This window comes from Streptomyces ochraceiscleroticus (assembly GCF_000720485.1).
In the GTDB taxonomy this organism is placed as follows: domain Bacteria; phylum Actinomycetota; class Actinomycetes; order Streptomycetales; family Streptomycetaceae; genus Streptomyces; species Streptomyces ochraceiscleroticus.
In genome coordinates, this window is sequence record NZ_JOAX01000014.1 from 115447 (window position 1) to 138721 (window position 23275).

16 protein-coding genes and 1 pseudogene are annotated in these 23275 nt (G+C 73.1%); 2 read left to right on the forward strand and 15 right to left on the reverse strand.

The annotated features are described in order from the left end of the window. Positions 1 to 198: 198 nt before the first annotated feature. The 3 genes from IG84_RS0119265 to topA form a co-directional block, all read right to left on the reverse strand. Positions 199 to 1431: a DNA polymerase III subunit delta' gene (locus IG84_RS0119265; protein WP_031058618.1), complete on the reverse strand. Its 1233-nt coding sequence runs from the start codon at positions 1429 to 1431 to the stop codon at positions 199 to 201. A 277-nt stretch (positions 1432 to 1708) separates the two neighbouring features. After that, positions 1709 to 5053, reverse strand: coding sequence for a dTMP kinase (gene tmk / locus IG84_RS0119270; protein ID WP_031058620.1), 3345 nt, complete (start codon positions 5051 to 5053; stop codon positions 1709 to 1711). A 169-nt stretch (positions 5054 to 5222) separates the two neighbouring features. After that, positions 5223 to 8066, reverse strand: a complete 2844-nt coding sequence (topA, locus tag IG84_RS0119275; protein ID WP_031058622.1) for a type I DNA topoisomerase — start codon at positions 8064 to 8066, stop codon at positions 5223 to 5225. A 492-nt stretch (positions 8067 to 8558) separates the two neighbouring features. On the opposite strand from topA, the gene IG84_RS0119280 reads away from it, so the two are divergent. Then, on the forward strand, positions 8559 to 9053 hold the full coding sequence (locus IG84_RS0119280; protein ID WP_078649033.1) for a DUF2752 domain-containing protein: 495 nt from the start codon (positions 8559 to 8561) through the stop codon (positions 9051 to 9053). 63 nt (positions 9054 to 9116) lie between these two features. Here IG84_RS0119280 and IG84_RS0119285 read toward each other — a convergent pair whose 3' ends face one another. The 6 genes from IG84_RS0119285 to bldG form a co-directional block, all read right to left on the reverse strand. Then, complete coding sequence (locus tag IG84_RS0119285) at positions 9117 to 9314, reverse strand: hypothetical protein (protein ID WP_031058628.1); 198 nt, start codon at positions 9312 to 9314, stop codon at positions 9117 to 9119. A 155-nt stretch (positions 9315 to 9469) separates the two neighbouring features. Next, positions 9470 to 11062 carry a DUF7059 domain-containing protein gene (locus IG84_RS0119290; RefSeq protein WP_031058630.1) on the reverse strand — a complete coding sequence of 531 codons (1593 nt, stop codon included), beginning with the start codon at positions 11060 to 11062 and terminating at the stop codon, positions 9470 to 9472. 123 nt (positions 11063 to 11185) lie between these two features. Continuing rightward, entirely contained in the window at positions 11186 to 11758 is a 573-nt protein-coding gene (locus IG84_RS0119295; RefSeq protein ID WP_031058633.1) for a hypothetical protein, read from the reverse strand. A 213-nt stretch (positions 11759 to 11971) separates the two neighbouring features. Continuing rightward, a complete protein-coding gene (locus tag IG84_RS0119300) occupies positions 11972 to 14368 on the reverse strand; it encodes a sodium-translocating pyrophosphatase (protein ID WP_031058636.1) in 2397 nt (798 codons plus the stop codon). A gap of 744 nt (positions 14369 to 15112) precedes the next feature. Then, positions 15113 to 15568 carry an ATP-binding protein gene (locus IG84_RS0119305; RefSeq protein ID WP_031058639.1) on the reverse strand — a complete coding sequence of 152 codons (456 nt, stop codon included), beginning with the start codon at positions 15566 to 15568 and terminating at the stop codon, positions 15113 to 15115. Between the two features lie 110 nt (positions 15569 to 15678). Beyond that, positions 15679 to 16020: an anti-sigma factor antagonist BldG gene (gene bldG / locus IG84_RS0119310; RefSeq protein ID WP_030260174.1), complete on the reverse strand. Its 342-nt coding sequence runs from the start codon at positions 16018 to 16020 to the stop codon at positions 15679 to 15681. Positions 16021 to 16075: 55 nt separating this feature from the next. On the opposite strand from bldG, the gene IG84_RS0119315 reads away from it, so the two are divergent. Continuing rightward, positions 16076 to 18685, forward strand: coding sequence for a DEAD/DEAH box helicase (locus IG84_RS0119315; protein WP_107053918.1), 2610 nt, complete (start codon positions 16076 to 16078; stop codon positions 18683 to 18685). Between the two features lie 104 nt (positions 18686 to 18789). On the opposite strand, the pseudogene IG84_RS42940 reads toward IG84_RS0119315, so the two are convergent. From IG84_RS42940 to IG84_RS0119340, 6 genes and pseudogenes are all read right to left on the reverse strand, one after another. Beyond that, a pseudogene (locus tag IG84_RS42940) lies at positions 18790 to 19002 on the reverse strand (Rv3654c family TadE-like protein); the annotation flags it as partial. A gap of 106 nt (positions 19003 to 19108) precedes the next feature. Then, positions 19109 to 19435, reverse strand: a complete 327-nt coding sequence (locus IG84_RS0119320) for a TadE family type IV pilus minor pilin (protein ID WP_037800601.1) — start codon at positions 19433 to 19435, stop codon at positions 19109 to 19111. Between the two features lie 82 nt (positions 19436 to 19517). Then, positions 19518 to 19757 carry a DUF4244 domain-containing protein gene (locus IG84_RS42945; RefSeq protein ID WP_382467468.1) on the reverse strand — a complete coding sequence of 80 codons (240 nt, stop codon included), beginning with the start codon at positions 19755 to 19757 and terminating at the stop codon, positions 19518 to 19520. A 366-nt stretch (positions 19758 to 20123) separates the two neighbouring features. Next, positions 20124 to 20708, reverse strand: a complete 585-nt coding sequence (locus IG84_RS0119330) for a type II secretion system F family protein (RefSeq protein WP_281179353.1) — start codon at positions 20706 to 20708, stop codon at positions 20124 to 20126. A gap of 257 nt (positions 20709 to 20965) precedes the next feature. Beyond that, positions 20966 to 21931, reverse strand: coding sequence for a type II secretion system F family protein (locus IG84_RS0119335; protein ID WP_031058649.1), 966 nt, complete (start codon positions 21929 to 21931; stop codon positions 20966 to 20968). Continuing rightward, positions 21928 to 23271 (reverse strand): TadA family conjugal transfer-associated ATPase, encoded by a 1344-nt coding sequence (locus IG84_RS0119340; RefSeq protein WP_078649038.1) that lies wholly within the window; start codon positions 23269 to 23271, stop codon positions 21928 to 21930. The genes IG84_RS0119335 and IG84_RS0119340 overlap by 4 nt, the downstream gene beginning before the upstream one ends. Positions 23272 to 23275: the final 4 nt, after the last annotated feature.

Consider the following 23275-nt stretch of genomic DNA (forward strand, 5'->3'; position numbering starts at 1 on the left):
CGATTGGTGACCAGTGGTGACAGTTGGCGACAGCTCTGGGGAGCGTATCGGTCCTGATGCGGTCATGCCTGGCCTATTGCCCTCGTAAGGGTGAGTTCGGCCGTCCGCCGAGGTACGGGGCGTAATCCGGCTCCCGGCCCGCGCCGCCGTGGGCGTCCCGGCGCGATCCCCTCGCGCCGCCGTGGGCTCCCCGCGTTCTCAGCCCGCGCGGAGGGCCGCCGTCATGGCCTCGACCGCCAGCAGCGGGGCGACGTTCCGGTCCAGGGCGCGGCGGCAGGCGATGACCGCCTCTATCCGGCGCAGCGTGCGCTCGGGGGTGGAGCCGGCGGCGATGCGCTGGACGCTGTCCCGTACGTCCTCGTTGGCCAGCTCGGCGGCCGTGCCGAGCTGGAGCGCCAGGACGTCGCGGTAGAAGCCGGTCAGGTCGGTGAGGGCGAGGTCCAGGCTGTCCCGCTGGGTACGTGTGGAGCGGCGCTTCTGCCTGTCTTGCAGCTCCTTCATCACGCCCGCCGTGCCGCGCGGCAGCCGCCCGCCGGTGCCCGCCGCGGCGCCCAGCGCGGCCCGCAGCTCCTCGGTCTCCTTGGTGTCGACCTCCTCGGCGACCTGCTTGGCGTCCTCGCCCGCCGCGTCGATCAGCTCCTGCGCGGCCTTGAGGCAGCCGCCGATGTCGTCGACGCGGAGCGGGAGCTTGAGCACGGCGGCGCGGCGGGCCCGGGCCCGCTCGTCCGTCGCGAGCCGGCGGGCCCGGCCGATGTGCCCCTGGGTGGCGCGCGCCGCGGCCGTGGCGGCGGCCGGCTCGATGCCGTCACGGCGCATCAGCATGTCGGCGACCGCGGATGTGGCGGGGGTGGACAGCGTCAGCAGGCGGCAGCGGGAGCGGATGGTGGGGAGCACGTCCTCGATGGAGGGGGCGCACAGCAGCCAGACCGTACGCGGCGCGGGCTCCTCGACGGCCTTCAGGAGGACGTTGCCCGCGCCCTCGGTGAGCCGGTCGGCGTCCTCCAGGACGATCACCTGCCAGCGGCCGCCGGCCGGTGACATCGAGGCCCGGCGGACCAGGTCACGGGTCTCCTTCACGCCGATGGACAGCACGTCCGTACGGACCACCTCGACGTCGGCGTGCGTGCCGACCAGCGCGGTGTGGCAGCCGTCGCAGAAACCGCAGCCGGGGGCGCCGCCCAGCGCGCGGTCCGGGCTCACGCACTGCAGGGCGGCGGCGAAGGCGCGCGCGGCGGTGGCCCGGCCGGAACCGGGCGGCCCCGTGAACAGCCAGGCGTGCGTCATCCTGGACGCGCTCATGGACTCCGGCGCGGACTCGGGCACGGCGGCGCCCGGCTCCTCGGCCGTCACCAGGGCGTCCGCGTCCTGCGCAGCGGCGGCGAGCTGCTCCTGCACCCGCTCCTGGCCCACCAGGTCGTCCCACACCGCCATTGCCGCTCCGCCGTCCTGTCCGTGTCCTGCCACGCGCCGGGCTGCCCCGCCGCCTGTCGTGTCCCGTGTCCGGTCCTGTATCCCGCCGTCGTATCCCATTGTGGTGGACGGCACTGACAATCCCGTCCACGTGGGGCGGAAAGCGCGGTACCGGGAGCCGCCCGGCCCGGAAACGCGCCGCCGCCGCGCCGCCAGGGCCCGAATACGCCACCGGCCCCCGGTACGACGCGTACGTACCGAGGGCCGGAGAGGCCCCGGAGGACCCGGGAGGCGGGGATCAGCGGCGGCCCCAGCGGCCGTGGCGCTCCTCCTCTTCCTCCGTGTCGCGCGGGCCGAGCAGCTCGTCCGCGAGGGTCGGGAGGTCGTCGAGCGGGGTCTCCTCGGCCCACTCCGGGCGCCGCCGGCCGGCCGGCCGCGGCTGGTGCTCGTACTGGGAGTGCGGCTGCTGCGGCGCGTACGACTCGTACGGCGACTGCCCGGTCCGCCCCGGGGACGGCAGACCCGTCGCCGGGTCGATCTGCGGCAGCTCGGCCGTGCGCTCGGTGCTCGACTCGGCGGCCGGACGGCGCCTGCCGCCCTGCTCCGGGCGGAACATCCACGACGGCACCCGGTCCTCCGGGCCCTCGGGGCGCACCGGCGGCAGTACGGCGGTCTCGTCGGCCGCGCCACTGTGCGCCGCGTCCTCGGGGCGTACGGAGGGCAGTACCGCCGTCTCGTCCGCGGCACCGGAACCCGTGGCGGGCGCCCGCCGCGCGTCCCCGGACCGGCCGTCCGTCCGGTCGCCGTCCCCGTCCGCAACCGGCTCGGGCTGCGGCAGTACGGCGGTCTCCTCGGGATCGGAGCCGGGTTCGGAGCCGGTACGGCGGTCGGACGCGCCCCCGGAGTCCGGCCGCGCCTCCTTGCGCATCTCCACCCGCGGCGTCCCCTCGGGCACGGTCTCCGCGGCGTCCCGCGGAGCGTGCTCCTGCGGCTCCTTGCGCATGCTGATGACCGGCGTCTCGGTGGTCGGCGCATCGGAGTCGTGCAGCCCCTCGGCCGCCGAGGCCGCGGCGAGCCGGGCCTGCTCGGCGCGGAGCAGGGCCTCCTCCGCCTTGCGCTGCTTCTCCAGGCGGCGCTCCTCGGCCTCCTGGCGCAGCCGCTTCTCCTCCTCGTGCTGGCGGCGCAGCCGCTCCCGCTCGGCCTGCCGGGCCGCCTCCTCGGCCTCCCGGCGCTTGCGCTCCTCCTCGGCCTGGCGGCGGGCCTCCTCGGCACGCTGCCGGGCCTCCTCCGCCTGCCGGGCCTCCTCGCGCGCCTTGGCCGCCTCGATCTCGCGGCGCTTGCGCTCCTCCTCCTCGGCGCGCAGCCGGGCGAGCTGCTCCTGGCGCTCGCGCTCCTGCCGCTCCTCCTCGGCCTTGCGCGCCGCCTCTTCCTCGGCCTTCTTGCGGGCCGCCTCCTCGGCGGCCTTGCGGGCCTCGGCCTGCGCCTCGATCTCCGCCTCGGAGAGCGGCAGCACCTGGTCCAGGCGGTGCCGTACGACCGTGGTGACGGCCTCCGGCTCCAGCCCCGCGTCGACGACCAGGTAACGGGCCGGGTCGGCGGCGGCCAGCGTCAGGAAGCCGTTGCGCACCCGCTCGTGGAACTCGGCGGGCTCGGACTCCAGCCGGTCCGGCGCCTCGGTGAAGCGCTCGCGCGCCGTCTCGGGGGCGACGTCCAGCAGGACCGTGAGGTGCGGTACGAGGCCGTCGGTGGCCCAGCGGGAGATGCGGGCGATCTCGGTGGGGGCGAGGTTGCGGCCCGCGCCCTGGTACGCCACCGAGGAGTCGATGTACCGGTCGGTGATGACGACGGCGCCGCGCTCCAGGGCGGGCCGGATCACGCTGTCCACGTGCTCGGCGCGGTCGGCGGCGAACATCAGGGCCTCGGCGCGGTCCGACAGGCCCGACGTCGAGACGTCCAGGATGATCGAGCGCAGCCGCTTGCCGATCGCCGTGGCGCCCGGCTCGCGGGTCACCACGACCTCGTGGCCCTTGGCCCGCATCCAGTCGGCGAGCGCCTCGACCTGGGTGGACTTGCCGGCCCCGTCGCCGCCCTCCAGGGCGATGAAGAAGCCGGTCGCGGCCGGGGCCTCGGCCGGCTCGCCGCCGCGCAGTGCCTCGCGCAGGTCACGGCGGAGCGAGACGCCCTGCCGGTCGTCGGCCTTGCCCAGTACCCACGCGGCGACCGGCAGCAGCAGCGCGCCGACCAGCATCAGCGTGAAGGCCGCGCCGCCGTGCGCGAAGACGAACGAGCCGCTTCCGAGGTGATGCGGGCCGATCGCGGCGGCCAGCAGCGGGGCGACGATCGCGGCGGGCGCGACCGCGAGCCGTACGACGGCGTGCAGGTGCTCGGTCGTACGGGAGCTGCGGAACTCCTCGGTCTCCTGGTCCAGCAGGGCGTGCCCGGTGTGCGCGGCGATGCCTGCGCTCACCCCGGCCAGCAGCGCCAGCAGCAGGACCGTGGTCGGGTCGGGCACCAGGCCCATGGCGAGCAGCGCGAGGCCGGTGACGGCCACGGAGAGGGCGAGCAGCCGGCGCCGGGAGAAGCCGGGCAGCACCTTGCGGGCGCTGCGGATGCCGAGGACCGGGCCACCGGCCAGGGCCAGTACGAAGAGGGCGAAGCCGACCGGGCCGCCGCCGAGGTCGCGGACGTGCAGCACGGACAGGGAGACGGCCCCGGCGATCGCGGCGGCGACCGCGGCACAGGCCAGGACGAGCAGCGGGATCGCGCCCGTACGCCCCTTGTCGACGCCGGTGCCGGTCTTCGGGCGGCGCAGGCCCTCGAGGGGCGAGCGCGGACGCGGCGTCCGGACGCCGGGGAATTCGAGGAAGTACACGATCGAGACGGACGCGGCGAAGAGACCGGCCGCGACGTACGAGCCGAGCGCGGCCTGGTGGGTGTGGAACCACTCGATGCCCGCCCCCAGCGCGTTCCCGACCAGGGTGATGACCAGGAGGCCGGCGGCGGCGATGGGGAGCGCCACGAACCCCGTACGCAGCGAGAGGCGGCGCAGCGCCTCCTGGTTGTCCGGCAGCGGTCTCACGGCGTCGCCCTCGGCGGGCGGCGCAGGCAGCAGCGCGGGGGCCGCGCTCTCCCGGCACACCGTCCAGAAGCGCTCGGCGACGCCGACGACGAAGGCCGTGATCAGTACGTAGGCCAGCGCGTCGCCCCGTACCCAGTCGATCCACAGGGGCGCGACAATGAGCAGCAGGGCACGCAGGCCGTCCGCGGTGATCATCGTCCAGCGGCGGTCCAGCGGCCCCTCGGGAGCGGTCAGCGCAGAGAGCGGGCCGAGCAGCACGGCACCGAAGAGCAGCGTCGACAACAGCCGGGCACCGAAGACGGCGGCGACCGCGAAGGCCGCGCCCCGGTATCCGCCGCCGAAGGCCGCGACGCCTCCGTGGGGGGTGAAGACCGCCGCTTGAAGCGCGAGCAGGACCAGGACCAGGACACCGAGGGCATCACCGATGCCACCGACGAACTGGGCGCTCCACAGCCGTTTGAGGGGAGGGAAGCGCAACAGGGCTCGCACGGCGCGCTCGCGGGAGTCCGCGGCGAGTGCGCCTGAGGTGGGGGTCACGTCCGTTGGCTGCTCGGTACGCGTCATTCCGCCAGCCTAGCGGGATCCGGCGTGTCGCCGGATGCCCGCCCGAACAGAAAAACGATCTGTGGGGCCGCTGCGGTCCTCTGGCGGCTGCGGCGCCACCGTGGCCGGACGCGCAGTTCCCCGCGCCCCCGGCTGCGCCCTGACGGGCGCACGCCCGGGCGAGCCCTGATCAGTCGTCGGCGGACGCCGACTTCGCCGCCGTCTTCTTCGCCGCCGTCTTCTTGGCGGTCGTCTTCTTCGCCGTCGTCTTCTTGGCCGCCGTCGTCTTCTTCGCGGCGGTCTTCTTGGCCGCTGTCTTCTTGGCCGGGGCCTTCTTCGCCGTCGTCTTCTTGGCGGCGGTCTTCTTCTTGGCCGGGCCCTTGGCGCGCTTCTCCGCCAGCAGCTCGTAACCGCGCTCCGGCGTGATCGTTTCGACGTCGTCGTCGCGGCGCAGGGTCGCGTTCGTCTCGCCGTCGGTCACGTACGGGCCGAAGCGGCCGTCCTTGACCACGACCGGCTTCTCGCTGACCGGGTCCGTGCCCAGCTCCTTCAGCGGCGGCTTGGCGGCGGCCCGGCCGCGCTGCTTGGGCTTGGAGTAGATCTCCAGCGCCTCGTCCACCGTGATGGTGAAGAGCTGCTCCTCGCTCTCCAGGGAGCGCGAGTCCGTGCCCTTCTTCAGATACGGGCCGTAGCGGCCGTTCTGCGCGGTGATGTCCACGCCCTCGGCGTCCTGGCCGACGACCCGCGGCAGCGACATCAGCTTGAGCGCGTCCTGCAGCGTGACGGTGTCCAGGGACATCGACTTGAAGAGCGAGGCCGTGCGCGGCTTGACCGCGTTCTTGCCGGTCTTGGGGGTGCCCTCGGGCAGGATCTCGGTGACGTACGGGCCGTACCGGCCGTCCTTGGCCACGATCTGGTGGCCGGTCTCCGGGTCCGTGCCCAGCTCGAAGTCGCCGCTGGGCTTGGCCAGCAGCTCCTCGGCGTACTGCACGGTCAGCTCGTCGGGCGCCAGGTCGTCCGGCACGTCGGCGCGCTGATGGCTGTCGGTGTCCTTCTCGCCGCGCTCCACGTACGGGCCGTAGCGGCCCACCCGGAGCATGATGCCGTCGCCGACCGGGAAGGAGGACACCTCCCGGGCGTCGATCGCGCCCAGGTCCGTGACCAGCTCCTTCAGGCCGCCGAGGTGGTCGCCGTCGCCGTTGCCCGCCTCGGAGGCGGCGCCCGCGGCGTCGCCCTCACCGAAGTAGAAGCGGCGCAGCCACGGCACGGACTGGGCCTCGCCGCGTGCGATGCGGTCGAGGTCGTCCTCCATCTTGGCGGTGAAGTCGTAGTCGACGAGCCGCCCGAAGTGCTTCTCCAGGAGGTTGACCACGGCGAAGGACAGGAAGGACGGCACCAGGGCCGTGCCCTTCTTGAAGACGTAGCCGCGGTCCAGGATCGTGCCGATGATCGACGCGTACGTCGACGGGCGGCCGATCTCCCGCTCCTCCAGCTCCTTGACCAGCGTCGCTTCGGTGTAGCGGGCCGGCGGCTTGGTGGCGTGGCCGTCGACGGACATCTCGCGGGCGGTCAGCCCGTCGCCCTCGGCGACCTGCGGCAGCCGGCGCTCGCGGTCGTCCAGCTCGGCGTTCGGGTCGTCCGCGCCCTCGACGTACGCCTTCAGGAAGCCGTGGAAGGTGATGGTCTTGCCGGACGCGCTGAACTCGGCGTCCCGGCCGTCGCTCGCCGTGCCGCCGAGCTTGACGGTGACGCTGTTCCCGGTGGCGTCCTTCATCTGCGACGCGACGGTCCGCTTCCAGATCAGCTCGTACAGCCTGAACTGGTCGCCGGTCAGACCGGTCTCGGCAGGGGTGCGGAAGCGGTCGCCGGAGGGGCGGATCGCCTCGTGCGCCTCCTGCGCGTTCTTGACCTTGCCGGCGTAGCTGCGCGGCTTCTCCGGGAGGTAGTCGGCGCCGTAGAGCTGCGTGACCTGCGCCCGGGCCGCCGCGATGGCGGTGTCGGAGAGCGTCGTGGAGTCCGTACGCATGTAGGTGATGAAGCCGTTCTCGTACAGCTTCTGGGCCACCTGCATGGTCGCCTTGGCGCCGAAGCCCAGCTTGCGGCTGGCCTCCTGCTGCATCGTCGTCGTACGGAAGGGGGCGTACGGAGAGCGGCGGTACGGCTTGGACTCGACCGAGCGGACGGAGAACTGCGTGTCCTCCAGCGCCGCGGCCAGCGCACGCGCGTTCGTCTCGTCCAGGTGCAGGACCTGGTCGGACTTGAGCCGGCCGTCGGAGCCGAAGTCGCGGCCCTGGGCCACGCGGCGGCCGTCGACGGTGGTCAGGCGGGCCCCGAAGGTGCCCGGGTCCGTCGCGTCGCCCTCGCGGCCGGTGGCAAACGTGCCGGTCAGGTCCCAGTACTCGGCGGAGCGGAAGGCGATGCGCTCGCGCTCCCGCTCGACGACGAGGCGGGTGGCCACCGACTGGACGCGGCCGGCCGACAGGCGCGGCATGACCTTCTTCCACAGGACCGGCGAGACCTCGTAGCCGTAGAGGCGGTCGAGGATACGGCGGGTCTCCTGGGCGTCGACCAGCTTCTTGTTCAGCTCCCGCGGGTTCGCCACGGCGTCCCGGATGGCGTCCTTGGTGATCTCGTGGAAGACCATGCGGTGGACGGGGACCTTGGGCTTGAGGATCTCCTGGAGATGCCAGGCGATGGCCTCGCCCTCGCGGTCCTCATCGGTGGCGAGGAAGAGTTCGTCGGACTCGGCCAGCAGCTCCTTGAGCTTCTTGACCTGGTCCTTCTTGTCGCTGTTCACGACATAGATCGGCTGGAAATCGGCGTCGACGTTCACGCCGAGGCGGGCCCAGGGCTCGCCCTTGTACTTCGCCGGTACTTCGGCGGCGCCGTTCGGAAGGTCACGGATGTGCCCGACGCTCGCTTCGACGACGTAACCAGGGCCGAGGTAGCCCTTGATCGTCTTCGCCTTGGCAGGCGACTCGACGATGACGAGTCGGCGGCCGCCGCCTTGTGCGGTGTCGCTGGTCGGGGACAACTTCGCTCTTCTCTCCGGTCGGCGCTGGGGGGTACCTCGGGAGGGGATTCCCGAGGGCGACTCTTCGGTGACGCTGCGGAGTGTGACGGTACATCCCGCCCCCGTGTCAAACGGAAAAAGCCCACAACGCCACTCGAACGGTAACCCGAGTCCAGCCCTTCATGCCGACCGGACCGCGCGCCGGGGACCCCGCCACTCATCGTGATCATGCGCCGCCGAGGGGCGGCGGAAGGGGCCGCGACAGGGCGGCCGACGGCGCTGCGCGACACGGAAGGGGATACTCCGGATCCGGCTCCGGCAGACGCTCCGGAGCTGCGACGGAAGGGGTACGGACGATATTCCGTTTCCCTGTCCCGTCCCTATTTCTCCCGGGCCTTTCCGGGGCCGTGGACGGCTGTCGGACGGCGCCGCCCGGGGACCCGGAAGGGGCGCGCGGACGGCTGGCAGGATGGGTGGCGGGTCACACACAGAGGTCTTCGGGGGGCACCGGCCATGACGAGCGAGCGCGACATCCCCGCCGGTGCGGTACCGGCGTCGCCGGCCACTCCGATCCCGGGCGCGTCGGGGGCAGCTTCACCGGACGCGTCGGAGGACGGGCGGCGGGTGCGGCGGGCGACGCTGCTGGGCGCCGCGGCGGTGACCGGTCTCACGGCGGCGGCCTGCGCCTATCTGTGGCACACCGACCCGCACCAGCCGGGTCAGCTCCTGCCGCGCTGCCCCTTCAACGCCATGACCGGGCTGCTCTGCCCGGTGTGCGGCGGTACCCGCATGGTCTACGACCTGCTGCACGGCGATCTGTCCGCGGCCTTCCACGACAACGTGGCGCTGCTCCTCCTCGGAGTGCCGCTCGCGGCGTACGTGGGCGGGCGGCTGCTCTACGAAGGGCTGCGGGGCCGCCGCTACCGCCCCCGGCCGACGCCGCGCGCCCTGGCCGCGGCCCTGACGACCGCGATCGTCTGGGGCGTCGTACGGAACGTGGTGGGCTGACCGGCCCCCGGGCGGGGACCGGTACGTACGCCCGGCCGGGCCTTGGCCCTCACGCCGTGATGCTCACGCCGTGGACAGCAGCCAGCAGCCGGCCGCCAGGAACAGCGTGCCGAAGAGCGCGGTCATGGTCACCGCGAGCGGGCGGCTCACGCCGTGGGCGACCGGCGCACGGAGGCTGACGCGCGCCACCAGCCACAGCAGCAGCCCGCTGCCGAAGAGCGCGAAGGCGGCACCGGAGAACACCGCGGGTCCACTTTCCATGCGGGCACCCTGGCACTCCCGCACGGCCCGCGGGCGAACAGCGGGTGAACGCGCGCGGCAACTCCCCCGTACGGGCTTCACATTCCCCGGTACGTACCGTTTCCCCGGTACGTACCGCCGTCAGCCCGCCGTCCTCCGTAGGCCCGCCTCCTCCGTCAGCCCTCCCCGGGGGCCGCGGCCGCCACCGGGCCGCTGACCGGCTCCAGGAAGCCCTGTTCGACCAGCATCCGGATCGCCTCCGGCGTGCGGTCCCGCAGCATCACCGGGTCCTCGCCGACCAGTTGGGCGATCGCGTCCAGGATGCGGCCGGCCGGCAGGGTGCCGTCGCAGACGCCGGCGAAGCCCGCGCCGACCGTGTCGACCTTCGTGGCCCGCCGCATGCCCCTGTTCTGACGGAGCACCACATGCTCCGGGTCCTCCGCGCCCGGCAGCCCGACCTGCTCCTGCACGACCTCGGGGGCCAGCTTGAACCGTCCGGCCAGCAGCGCCGCGTCGTCCGTGGCCCGCAGATAGTCCTGGCGCTCGAAGTGGCGGAGCACCGCGGGACCGAGCGGCTGCTCGACCGGATGCGGCCACTCCTCGATCGTGATCGAGGGGTCCTCGGCGCCGGACTTGCGCAGCGTGATCCACCCGAAGCCGATCGCCTTCGTCTTGCGCGCCTCGAACTCGTCCAGCCACGCCTCGTACCGCGCCGCGTACTCCTCCGGGCCCGCCCGGTGGTCGCCGGCGTCCCGCAGCCACAGCTCGGCGTACTGCGTGACGTCCTGCACCTCGCGCTGCACGATCCAGGCGTCGCAGCCGCGCGGCACCCAGGCACGCAGCCGGTCGCGCCAGTCCTCGCCCTCGACGTGCTGCCAGTTGGCCAGAAGCTGGCAGTAACCGCCGTCGTTCAGATGGCCGGCGGCCTGCTGCACCAGTGTGCGGCACAGGTCGTCGCCGCCCATGCCGCCGTCCCGGTAGGTCAGCCGCGCGCCCGGGGAGATCACGAAGGGGGGATTCGAGACGATCAGGTCGTACGTCTCCTCGCCGACCGGGTCGAACAGCGAGCCCTCCCGGAGGTCGGCGGGCTGCGCACCGGAGAGCGCGAGGGTGAGGGCGGCGATGCGCAGCGCCCTCGGGTTCAGGTCCGTGGCGGTGACCTGGGTGGCGTACTGCGCGGCGTGCAGCGCCTGGATGCCGGAGCCCGTACCGATGTCCAGTACGGAGTCGAAGGACGGGCCCGAGGCCGGGTCGCCGCCCTGGGGGCGCAGCGTGAGCCCGGCGAGGGTCGTGGACGCGCCGCCCACGCCGAGCACCAGCTCGGAGCGGTCCACGCCGGCCGGGCCGCGGCCGATGCCGCCCGCGCCCCCGACCGCGCAGCCCAGGTCGGAGACGATCCACCAGTCCTGGCCCTCGGGGCCGCCGTACGGCCGTACGTCCACGGTGGCGCGGACCTCGTCGCCGTCCCGGACGAGCCAGCCGTCGGCAAGGCAGTCGTCCAGGGGCAGCGCGGCGCCCGCGCGCGCGGCCGGCACCGGCTGCTGGAGCAGGAAGAGCCGCACCAGCGTCGCCTGCGGGCCATCGCCTCTCGTGGCGCGCAGGGCCGGCACGGTCTCACTGCGGGCCAGCGCAGCGTAGGCGGTGGCGCCGAGGAGCTCCAGCAGGCCGTCGGCGGTGAAGCCGGCGGCCAGCAGCGCCTCCCGCAGCCGGGAGGTGCGGGCGGCGGACTCGGGGTCTCGGTCGTCTGCGACGGGGAGGTGCGTACTCACGCCCCCATTGTCAGGGCAACCACTGACAGCGAACCACCGGCACGACGACGGCGACCCGGCCGGCCCGGTACGGATGTGTCTCTTCGCATCGGACCGGCGCGGCCTCCGTAGGAGCGGCGTCGGTCAGGAGCTCTTCTTGGGCGTGGCTGTCGCCTTCTGCGTCTGGCAGCCCTTCTGACCCGCCATCGCCTTGCCGACGTCGCCGGACTCCAGCTTCTTGAAGGCGGCCTCGCTCTTCTTGTTGAGCTTGTTGATTCCGTCGGACAGCGAGCGCAGCCCGTCGGCGAACTTCTGCTTGTCCTTGGTGTCCAGGCCGTCGACCTGCTTCTTCAGGTCCGCGTAGCCCGAGGAGAGACCCTTCAGCTCCTTGACCGCGTTCTTCTGGTCGGCGCCGCCGCCCTCGACCGGCGGAGCGCCCGCCTTGCCCAGCGACTTGGCCAGCGAGGCGTACGCGTCCGAGATCTTCTGGAACGCCTGGGAGTCGGTCTGCTGGACCTTCTTGGAGTCGGTGCTGCCGTCGTCAGCGGTCTGCATCGACGCGTTGGCGTCCTGGATCTGCTTGAACTGAGCCTGCGCCGGGTCGCAGAAACGCTTGGCCCAGTCATCGAGCTTCTTGTTGCTGTCGTCGCTGCAGCCGGTCAGCGCGAGCACCAGTGCCGCACCGCCGGACAGTGCAGCCGCAAGCTTCTTGTTCACCGGATTGGTCCCTTCCATGGCTCTCGGCCCCGGAACATACACGCCCAGAGTGCTTTGACCATGAGACGAGCATCCGGTACGACCCGCATTGAAGCCATTTGCACCAAGGGACGGTGACCGATACCTCTCGTGCCCGGCACGCCGACGGGCGGGTGCCCGAGGCGTACAAAACACCTCGCGCACCCGCCCGTTGAGCGGCTGTGCCGTCGCCCGCTAGGAGGCGACCGCGGGGTCGACCGTCTGAGCGACCTTCCCCGAGTTGTCTTCGTCACCCACGGCGATGCCGCGGCGCTTGGATAGGTACACCGCGCCCACGATGATGACCAGCGCGATGACCGCGACCCCGATCCGTACGCCGGCGTTCGCGTCATTGCCGTAACTGAACTTCACCACGGCCGGCGCGATCAGCAGCGCCACGAGGTTCATCACCTTCAGCAGCGGGTTGATCGCCGGGCCCGCGGTGTCCTTGAACGGGTCGCCCACGGTGTCACCGATGACGGTCGCCGCGTGCGCCTCGCTGCCCTTGCCGCCGTGGTGGCCGTCCTCGACCAGCTTCTTGGCGTTGTCCCAGGCGCCACCGGAGTTGGCGAGGAACACCGCCATCAGAGTGCCGGTACCGATCGCACCCGCCAGGAACGAGCCGAGCGCGCCGACGCCGAGCGAGAAGCCGACGGCGATGGGGGTGAGCACCGCCAGCAGACCGGGGGTGGTCAGCTCGCGGAGCGCGTCCTTGGTGCAGATGTCGACGACGCGCCCGTACTCGGGCTTCTCGGTGTAGTCCATGATCCCGGGGTGCTCGCGGAACTGCCGGCGCACCTCGAAGACCACCGAACCGGCCGACCGGGACACCGCGTTGATCGCCAGCCCCGAGAAGAGGAAGACGACCGCGGCGCCCAGGACCAGCCCGACGAGGTTGTTGGGCTGCGAGATGTCCAGGCTCAGGGCCATGCCGTGGGCGGCGCTGCCCACCTCCGCCACCGCGGTCCCGATGGCGTCGCGGTACGACCCGAACAGCGCGGCCGCCGCGAGCACCGCCGTGGCGATCGCGATGCCCTTGGTGATGGCCTTGGTGGTGTTGCCCACCGCGTCCAGGTCGGTGAGCACCTGCGCGCCGTCGCCCACCACGTCACCGGACATCTCGGCGATGCCCTGCGCGTTGTCGGAGACCGGCCCGAAGGTGTCCATGGCAACGATGACGCCGACCGTGGTCAGCAGGCCCGTACCGGCCAGCGCGACCGCGAACAGCGCCAGCATGATGGACGTACCGCCCAGCAGGAACGCGCCGTACACGGCGAGGCCGATCAGCACGGCCGAGTAGACCGCCGACTCCAGGCCGATGGAGATGCCCGACAGCACGACGGTCGCCGGACCGGTCAGCGAGGTCTTGCCGATGTCCCGTACGGGGCGCCGGTTGGTCTCGGTGAAGTAGCCGGTGAGCTGCTGGATGAGCGCGGCGAGCACGATGCCGATGGCGACCGCGACCAGGGCCAGCACGCGCGGGTCGCCCGCCCGGCCGGTGATCGCTTCGTCGGTGACGCCCGCGAGGCCCGCGTAGGTGGACGGCAGGTACGTGAAGGCGGCGACGGCCACCAGGATCAGCGAGATCGCCGCGGAGATGAAGAAGCCGCGGTTGATGGCGGTCATGCCACTGCGGTCGGAGCGCCGGGGCGCGACGACGAAGATGCCGATCATCGCCGTGACGACGCCGATGGCCGGAACGAGCAGCGGGAAGGCCAGGCCGGCGTCGCCGAAGGCGGCCATGCCGAGGATCAGCGCGGCGACCAGGGTGACCGCGTACGACTCGAACAGGTCGGCGGCCATACCGGCGCAGTCACCGACGTTGTCGCCCACGTTGTCCGCGATGGTCGCGGCGTTGCGCGGGTCGTCCTCGGGGATGCCCTGCTCGACCTTGCCGACCAGGTCGGCGCCGACGTCGGCGGCCTTGGTGAAGATGCCGCCGCCGACTCGCATGAACATGGCGATCAGCGCGGCCCCCAGGCCGAAGCCTTCCAGCACCTTCGGCGCGTCCACCGCGTACACGAGGACGACACAGGAGGCGCCCAGCAGGCCGAGGCCCACCGTGAACATGCCGACGACCCCGCCCGTACGGAACGCGATCTTCATCGCCTTGTGCGAGACGGCCGTCAGATCACGGGGCGCCGTGTCCCCTTCGGCCGGAGTGGCTTCGCGGGCGGCCGCGGCGACGCGCACATTGCTGCGCACCGCGAGCCACATGCCGATATAGCCGGTGGCCGCGGAGAATCCCGCGCCGATCAAGAAGAAGGCGCTGCGTCCGATGCGCTGCGTCCAGTTGTCGGCGGGCAGCAGCATGAGCAGGAAGAACACCACGACGGCGAATACGCCGAGGGTGCGCAACTGCCGCTGGAGATAGGCATTGGCGCCTTCCTGCACGGCAGCGGCGATCTTCTTCATACTGTCGGTGCCCTCGCCGGCCGCGAGCACTTGCCGTACCAGTACGGCCGCGACGGCGAGCGCCGCCAGCGCCACGAGGGCGATCACCAGCACCATGCCGCGGTTGCCGCTCGTCAGCGATGGCTCGGCCAGGTATGTGGGGGTGTCGAGCATCTGAGGGGTGTAAGGCCCCGCCATTCGTCCTCCTTGACGTTTGGCACATGGGCGCGCGAATGCACGCTCAGGCGTCCTGAGCAAAGATGTGGACGGATTGTAGGGAGCCGCACTAGATCAAAACAGTACGCGTCAAAGGGAATTCGCCTGCAGCCGCGAAGATCAATAGGTGATCGCTCCGAGAATTAGCCCGGAAGAAGGAATGCAGCAAATTCGCTGACCGCATCCGGATGATCTCGCTGTCCTATTGAACGCCGCTGCTCAGAGCGGCCGCGCGAGATCCTTTACGCGCAGGCCGTACGGGGCGCGCCGCGGAGCCGCGGCCTCCGCTCCGGCGCCCGGCGCCAAAGGAGCGGCTCGCGTGTGCGGACGCGTACGAACGTGTAGGCGCAGGCGTAGGCCCGCCGGTACAGGTGTGCGTGGCACCCCCACGCACGCGGACGGCATGGACCGGCGTACGGCACCGGTGGGAGCACCAGCAGGAGCGGGGCCGGTTCGGTGGACGCGGGGGCGGATTGGCGCGGCCGCTGGCGGCCTATCTCGGCAGCTTGGCGGCTTCTCGCGGCTGCTCGGCGGCTTCTGGCGGGGATCGACGGCTTCTGGCGACCGCTGGAGGCTGCCGGCGGCGCGGTGCGCGGTCGAGGGCAGCCGGACAGTGCGCGGCACTCAGAGGGCGCCGTCAGGGCGCTTGGCGGCCTGCGGCCGTCGGGGCTGTGGCGCGGCCGATGCCAGGGCGGGCTTGCCGACTCTGGGTTGAAACTTGGGCGCTTACGGCAGGACAGGGTCCGGGACCGTCGGCCAGCTCATGCGGATGACGCCACCGGTCTCGCTGGAGGACACCTCGACGTCGTCGACCAGACCGCTGATCACCGCGAGGCCCATCTCGTCCTCGGCCTCGTCGCCGGTCACGGATTCCGCGCCGTCCGGCTCGCCGTCGGCGCCCTGGACGCCTGGCACGGATCCGGCGGGCGTTCCCGGCACCTCGTCACCGACCTCGATGGAGAACTTCTTCTCGTCCTCGATCAGCATGACCGTGATGGGCGCGCCGATGTCGTTACTGCGGTGCAGGCCCACCGCACGGCTGCACGCCTCACCGACGGCGAGGCGGACCTCGTCGAGCACCGCCTCGTCCACCCCGGCCCGTCGCGCCACGGCGGCCGCGACCAGACGCGCGGTCCGCACGTGCTCGGGCAGGGCACTGAAACGAAGTTCGACGGTGGCCATTGCCATCCCCCTCGATATGCGGGCGTGCTACGCAGGGGGCCGGACGCGTCGTCCGGTACCCCCCACTGCTTCCTGCCCCCGTGCACACGGCACGGGGCACCGGACAGCCGTCAGTCGGTTGCCGCCACGGCCTCGTCGACCGAGGTGTGAATCGGGAACACCTTCGTCAGTCCGGTGATACGGAAGATCTTAAGAATGCGCTCCTGGTTGCAGACCAGGCGCAGCGAGCCCTCATGGGCACGCACCCGCTTCAGGCCACCCACCAGCACGCCGAGCCCGGTGGAGTCGAGGAAGTCGACGCGCTCCATGTCCACCACGAGGTGGTAGCTGCCGTCGTTCACGAGCTCGACCAGCTGCTCCCGCAGCTTGGGCGCGGTGTATACATCAATCTCGCCACCGACGTCGACGACCGTACGGTCGCCAACGGTACGGGTCGACAGGGACAGGTCCACGGATCCTCCAGCACCTTGCTATCGAGCGGTCGCCCCCCATGGATCGGCAGCCGCGATGGCATTCAATCACTTACCAGCAGGCGCGCACGACGCCTTAAGAGCATTGTCCGTCACTCCGGTGACACACTCGGTGCCGATGGCCTCCAATCAACCGCCGCCGGATGCGGGTGCGCGCCCCTCCCCGGGCATGGTCCTCGACCGTCTCGCCAGGGGAGAGATCCGCGCTACGCGCATCACCCATACGGAGCACTTGCCCCCGCGGATCGGCAGCCATGCCGACTGGCCCGCATCTATCCGTACGGAAGTGATCGACGCCATCCGTACCGCCGGCATCGAGCGTCCCTGGAGTCACCAAGCCCGCACGGCGGAGCACGCGTTGCGCGGCGAGTCCGTCATCGTGGCCACCGGTACCGCCTCCGGAAAATCGCTGGCGTATCTCGCCCCGGTGCTGTCGGGCCTGCTGGACGGTTCCGATGCGCCCAACGGGCGGGGGACGACCGCGCTGTACCTCGCTCCCACCAAGGCGCTCGCCGCCGACCAGCGGCGCGCCGTACGCGATCTGGCCGCCCCGCTGGGCACGGCGATCCGCCCGGCCGTGTACGACGGCGACACGCCGGTCGAAGAACGCGAATGGGTGCGTCAGTACGGCAATTACGTCCTCACCAACCCCGACATGCTGCACCGCGGCATCCTCCCGGCCCACCCCCGCTGGTCCTCCTTCCTGCGCGCGCTGCGCTACGTGGTCATCGACGAGTGCCACACCTACCGCGGCGTCTTCGGGTCCCACGTCGCGCAGGTCATACGCCGGCTGCGCCGGGTCTGCGCGCGCTACGGCTCGGAACCGGTCTTCCTGCTGGCCTCCGCCACCTCCGCCGAGCCCGCCGACTCCGCAGCGCGGCTCATCGGCCGGCCGGTCGTGCAGATCACCGAGGACACCTCGCCGCGCGGGGAGGTCGTCTTCGCCCTGTGGGAGCCGCCGCTGACGGACCTGCACGGCGAGCAGGGCGCTCCCGTACGCCGCACCGCCACCGCCGAGACCGCCGACCTGCTCACCGACCTCGCCGTACAGGGCGTCCGCAGCGTCGCCTTCGTACGCTCCCGGCGCGGCGCCGAGCTGATCGCCCTGATCGCGCAGGAACGCCTCGCGGAGGTCGACAGGTCGCTCCCCGGCCGCGTCGCCGCCTACCGGGGCGGCTATCTCCCCGAGGAGCGCCGCGCCCTGGAGCGGGCCCTGCACACCGGCGACCTCCTCGGACTCGCCGCGACCACGGCACTCGAACTGGGTATCGACGTCTCCGGCCTGGACGCGGTCCTCATCGCGGGCTATCCCGGCACCCGCGCGTCGCTGTGGCAGCAGGCGGGCCGCGCCGGCCGGGCAGGGCAGGGCGCGCTCGCCGTGCTCGTCGCCCGCGACGACCCCCTGGACACCTACCTCGTCCACCATCCCGAAGCCCTCTTCTCCCAGCCGGTCGAGTCGACCGTCCTCGACCCCGACAATCCGTACGTCCTCTGGCCCCACCTGTGCGCCGCGGCGGCGGAGATCCCGCTCGGTGAGGAGGACTTGGCCCTCTTCGGCCCGGAGGCCCCCGACGTGCTCGCGGGCCTGGAACGCCGCCGGCTGCTGCGCCGCCGCGGGAAGTCCTGGTACTGGACCCGCCGCGAACGCGCCGCCGACCTCACCGACATCCGCGGCCAGGGCGGCTCCCCCGTGCAGGTCGTGGAGGCCGGCACCGGCCGGCTGCTGGGCACGGTGGACGAGGCCGCCGCGCACTCCACCGTCCACGAGGGCGCGGTCCACCTGCACCAGGGCCGTACGTACGTCGTGCAGCACCTGGACCTCGAGGACAGCGTCGCCCTGGTTGAAGAGTCCACGCCGCCCTGGTCCACGACCGCCCGCGACACCACCGCCATCTCCATCCTGGAGACCGACACCGAGGTGCCCTGGGGCGACGCACGGCTGTGCTTCGGCTCCGTCGAGGTCACCAACCAGGTCGTCTCCTTCCTGCGCCGCAAACTGATCACGGGTGAAGTGCTCGGCGAGACCAAACTCGACCTTCCGCCGCGTACGCTGCGCACCCGCGCCGTGTGGTGGACGATGACCGAGGACCAGCTCGACGCGGCCCGGGTCAATCCGGAACAGCTGGGCGGCGCCCTGCACGCCGCCGAACACGCCTCCATCGGCATCCTTCCGCTCTTCGCCACCTGCGACCGCTGGGACATCGGCGGCGTCTCGGTCCCGCTGCACCCCGACACGCTGCTGCCCACGGTCTTCGTCTACGACGGCCACCCCGGCGGCGCGGGCTTCGCGGAACGCGCCTTCCACACCGCGGCCGAGTGGCTCACCGCCACCCGTCAGGCCATCGCCTCCTGCGAGTGCGACGCCGGCTGCCCCTCCTGCATCCAGTCCCCCAAATGCGGCAACGGCAACGAACCACTCCACAAACGAGGCGCGGTCCGCTTGCTTACGGAGCTGCTGCGGGGGGCGGCGGAGGCCGGCACCGGGGCTGCGGGAGCCGACACCGGAACGGCGGGAGCTGGTGCCGGAGCGGCCGCTGGGCCCAGGGGTGGGGCCGGCGGGGGGCCCGCCCCGAGGGCCGGAGCTGCCGGGGCGAGCGACGCCGGGGACGGGGCGGCCGAGGCCGGGGCCGGTGGGGGCGGCGGCTGACTCCCGGGCGGGGGCAGCCCAGTCGGATTCAGGGGCGCGTCCGACGGGCCCGCCCGGGAGCGGATGCGCGGGGCGAACGGCCCGGCACGGGCCTCGGCCGACACGTCCGCGACCGCCGCCCGTACCGCGCACCGCACCAGCCGCGCTCCCTGCGCCACCGCGACCCGACGGGCCGCACCGCACGCCTCCTCCTCTCCGTACACGCTCCGCGCCGAGGCGGCGAGAGCCGCCAGGTCCGCCGCCGCGCCAGCCCTGTGACGGGCCATCACGGCCTGCCCCAGCACGATCACCACGGCGAACACCGCGCACAGCGCCATGCTGCTCACAGCCGCCCAGACCGTCGCGGAGCCCCTGTCTCCCCGCCGTCTCCGCAGCTCGTCCCCGCGCCGTCCCGGCAGCTCACCGCTCCTCCCGCGCCGCGGCTCACCGCCCCACCGTCTCCTCAGCAAGAGCGACCGCCTCCCCTCTGAGCGTCATGGCCAGCGGCCCCAGCGCCGGAGCCGCCGCCTCGACCCGTACGCGCACGAGGTCGCCCTCCCGCCGCAGCGCCACCCGCGCCCCGCGCGGGGCGGTCGCCCGGGCCGTCGCCAGCGTGGCGCCCTCGGGCTCCGAACGCGCCGCGGCCCTTGCCCCGGCACGGGCCGCATCCACGCACTGGATCTGCGCGCACGCCGCCATCAGCCCCCACAGGAGCATCGCCACGACCAGCACCAGCGTCGGAATCACCGCCGCCGCCTCGGCCGTCACCATTCCCCGGTCGGCAGCCGCCTTCAGCGCCACGACTGTCGGCTTCAGCGACACGGCTGTCGGCTCGGCGGCCCCGCCGAGCGGGTCAGACCTGGACATGGAGCGCCTTGCCGATCACCGAGCTCAGGGCCGAGCTCACCGCCCCGCTCGTCACGACCTTGAAGAGCACCGCGGCGAACGCACAGGCCGCCAGCGTCCCCATGGCGTACTCGGCCGTCGTCATCCCGCGGTCCAGCTTCTGCCGCAGCGCGGCACGCCGACGCCGCCCCCACTCGCCGCTCCGAAAACGTGCGGCCCGGCGCCTCGCCACCGACCGCCCCGTCACCTTCCTGTAGCCGAGACACGAGGCGGCCCAAGCGGCCCACGCCGCGGGCCCGCCGGCCACCGTCACCTCATCCCCGCTTCCTCCGGCGGCTGTTGCTGCCCCCAGCTTCGCCTCGCGTACGGCGGTACCGGCCGCGGCGGCCCACGCGGGTACGGCAGTTCGCTCTTCCGGTGGCGCGGCGGGCCTGCGCCCGCCCGCCGTCGCGATGTCCAGCGCCTTCTCGGACGGCGTCGCCGGCTGTCCGGACGGCTTAGGTGCTGCGGTTGTCATGAGATCCCCCTGATGGACTGGCAGTTGCTCAGTTCGTTGGTTCTGTTCATTTGGCTTGTTTGGTTCGTTGCGCGTTGATCGTTGGTCGTTGGGTCGTCACACATGGGGCAGCAAGTCCTGGGCCAAACCGACGAGGACCGGGGCCACCCCGATCGTCAGGAAGGCCGGCAGGAAGCACACCGCCAGCGGCAGGGTCACGAGCACACCCGCCTTGCGTGCCGCCTCCGTTGCCGCGCGGCCCCACTCGGAACGCAGGTCCGCCGCGATCCGGGAGACCGACTCGACGGCCGGCACGCCGGACGTTCCGGCGCGCGCCAGGCAGCGCCCCAGCTCCCGTGCTCCCGGAAGCTCCGCGAACCGCCCCCAGCTCGCGTCCGCTTCGCCCCCGAGGCGCAGCTCCGCCGCGGTATGGCGCAGCCGCTCGCCGACCGGGCCGCGCAGGGACTCGCCCACCGCGGCCGCCGCTTCGCCGGGGCTCGCCCCTGCCGCGAGACAGCCGGCCAGCAGATCGGCGGCGGTGGCCAGTTGCTCCCGTACGGCGACCTCCGCCGCCTGAGCGGCGGAGCGCGCCCGGACCTGGCGCCGACGGCCTCGCGTGGCGGACGCGGCGACCGCACCCAGTACGGCTCCGAGAACCCCGCCGACCAGGGCAAGGCCAACACCCGCCGCGGCGGCCACCACGACCCACTCCCGAAGGGCGTCGTTCCACCGCTCCGGGCGCACGCGCCCGGCCGAGCCGGCGCCCGGCCCGCGGCGGGCCGCACCGTGCGCTGTCGAGGTGCGGGACGCCGTCCCAAGAGCTGAGAAAATACGGGTCGCGCGGCGTCGTACGGCGGCCGTGAGAGCGACCCGGCGGATGACCAGTGCCGTACAGACCAAGGTAGTCGCGAGCGCGAAAACAATCCCCAGGCTGTGGATAACTTCAGCGGCTTCAGCGGTCATCGCTCCGCCCGCCCCTCCGCCGTGCGGACGATGCGGCCCGTCCAGAGCACCCCGGCCCACTCCAGCAGCCCGCCGACCGCCAGGCAGGCCCAGCCGGCCGGGGTGTGCAGGAGCACATGGAGCGGGTCCGCTCCCAGCGCGCTGCCCATCAGCAGCCCGAAGACCGGAAGGAGGGCGAGCATCAAGGCCGTCGTACGGGCGCCCGCCAATTGGGCTTGCAGCTCTGCCTGTTGCTCCCGCTGCGCCCGGAGTCCCGCCGTGACGCGCTCGATGCCCGCGGCGAGGCCGACGCCGCCCTGCACGGCGACCTGCCAGCACGCGGCCACGCCTGTCAGCCCCTCCGCGCCCGGCAGCCGCGCCGCCTCGCGCAGCGCACCCGGCACGTCCCCGCCGAACCGCGCCGCCGCCAGCACCGCGTCCCCCGCACTGCCCCATCCGGGCGGGCCCGCCCGGCCTTCCGCCCCGGCCAGTACCAGGGCCTGCCCCGGTTGGCAGCCCGCACGCAGCTCGGCGGCGACCGCCGCGCAGAACGCGATCACGTCGTCACGACGACGGTCGCGTTCCCGTTGCGCGGCGCGGCCGGTCAGCCGCCGGTGCGCGACCGGCACGGCCAACACCCCGAGAGCCACCGGCAGTAACGACTGGCCCAGGAGACCCAGTACGGCCCCGACGGGCAGGCACCACAGGGCATGCCCCAGCCGCGCCGACCGAGTGGCCGTCCACGTCCAGCACCTGCCTGCCGCTCGCTCGCCGTACGCCCAGCGCCGCCCGGTACGTGGCCACTGGCCGACACCCCGTCGCCGTACGGCAGGCCCGGAGCCGGCGCCCTCACCGCCTGCCAGCAGGAGCCGGGCGCGCCGCAAGGAGTTGTCCCGGCCACCGGCCCTCCACAGACCGGCCCCCGCGCACAGCAGGGCCGCGCACACCGGCGTCATCGCGTCCGCCGCCACCTCCCCGCTCATGGCATGTCCCCGTTCACGTCGTCTCCCCCGTTCATGGCGCTTCCCCGGTCGCAGAGGGCGGCCAGGCGCGCCCAGCCCTCGGCCCGCCGGAAGCCGGCCGGATGCCAGACCGCGGCCGGTGTCGTGGTGACCAGGCCCGAGGGGGCGCGGTCGAGGACGTGGATCTCGGCGATGCGACGGTGGCCCGAGCGCTCGCGTACGAGGTGCAGTACGACCGAGAGCGCGGCGGCCAACTGGCTGTGCAGGGCCGCACGGTCGAGCCCGGCGGTCGAGCCGAGCGCTTCCAGCCGGGCCGGGACGTCGGTGGCGGCGTTCGCGTGGACAGTGCCGCAGCCTCCTTCGTGGCCGGTGTTGAGCGCGGCCAGCAGGTCCGTCACCTCCGGGCCGCGCACCTCGCCCACCACCAGCCGATCCGGACGCATCCGCAGCGCCTGGCGCACCAGGTCCCGCAGCGTGACCAGGCCGACGCCCTCCTGGTTCGCCGGGCGGGTCTCCAGTCGTACGACATGCGGGTGGTCGGGCCGCAGCTCCGCGGAGTCCTCGGCCAGGACGATCCGCTCGTCCCGCCCCACCAGGCCCAGCAGGGCGCTCAGCAGCGTGGTCTTGCCGCTTCCTGTGCCGCCGCTGACCAGGAAGGACAGCCGGGCGGTCAGAACCGACCGCAGCAGCCGGTCGCCGCCCGGCGGTACCGTGCCCGCTGCGACGAGCTCTTCCAGCGTGAACGCCTTCGGGCGCAGCACCCGCAGCGAGAGACAGGTCGAGCCGACCGCCACGGGTGGCAGTACGGCGTGCAGGCGGGTGCCGTCGGGCAGCCGCGCGTCCACCCAGGGGTGCGCGTCGTCCAGGCGCCGCCCGGCCACCGCTGCCAGGCGCTGGGCGAGTCTGCGGACGGCCGCGGCATCGGGGAAGCGCACGTCCGTGCGCCGCAGTCCGCCGCCGCGGTCGACCCAGACCTCGTCGGGCGCGGTGACCAGCACGTCCGTCACCTCGGGTGCGGCGAGCAGCGGCTCCAGGGGGCCGCTGCCGACCATTTCGGAGCGCAGCGCGGCCACGACGCCCAGCACCTCGGCATCGCCGAGCAGCCGCCCCTCCTCGCGCAGCGCCACGGCCACCCGGGCGGGCGTCGGCTCGGCACCGGCCCGGGCGAGTCTCCGGCGTACGGCCTCCAGGAGCCTGTCCCCCGCGCCGCTGCGTGTCCCGACCCCCGGGCCCTGCGTCTCCGCCCCGGGCTCGGCCCCGGACGGCTCCGCCACGCCGACCGGGTTCGCCGGGCCCGCCACGCCCCTCGCTCCCGGAAGGCCCCGCGCTCCGATGAGACCGCGCGTCCCGGTGAGGGCCATCGGC

Bases quoted from the DNA above. Each gene is read 5' to 3' on its own strand.
- IG84_RS0119265 (WP_031058618.1), bottom strand. From the start codon at position 1,431: ATGGCGGTGTGGGACGACCTGGTGGGCCAGGAGCGGGTGCAGGAGCAG.
- tmk (WP_031058620.1), bottom strand. From the start codon at position 5,053: ATGACGCGTACCGAGCAGCCAACGGACGTGACCCCCACCTCAGGCGCA.
- IG84_RS0119280 (WP_078649033.1), top strand. From the start codon at position 8,559: ATGACGAGCGAGCGCGACATCCCCGCCGGTGCGGTACCGGCGTCGCCG.
- IG84_RS0119285 (WP_031058628.1), bottom strand. From the start codon at position 9,314: ATGGAAAGTGGACCCGCGGTGTTCTCCGGTGCCGCCTTCGCGCTCTTC.
- IG84_RS0119300 (WP_031058636.1), bottom strand. From the start codon at position 14,368: ATGGCGGGGCCTTACACCCCTCAGATGCTCGACACCCCCACATACCTG.
- IG84_RS0119305 (WP_031058639.1), bottom strand. From the start codon at position 15,568: ATGGCCACCGTCGAACTTCGTTTCAGTGCCCTGCCCGAGCACGTGCGG.
- IG84_RS0119315 (WP_107053918.1), top strand. From the start codon at position 16,076: ATGGCATTCAATCACTTACCAGCAGGCGCGCACGACGCCTTAAGAGCA.
- IG84_RS0119320 (WP_037800601.1), bottom strand. From the start codon at position 19,435: ATGGTGACGGCCGAGGCGGCGGCGGTGATTCCGACGCTGGTGCTGGTC.
- IG84_RS0119335 (WP_031058649.1), bottom strand. From the start codon at position 21,931: ATGAGCGGGGAGGTGGCGGCGGACGCGATGACGCCGGTGTGCGCGGCC.
- IG84_RS0119340 (WP_078649038.1), bottom strand. From the start codon at position 23,271: ATGGCCCTCACCGGGACGCGCGGTCTCATCGGAGCGCGGGGCCTTCCG.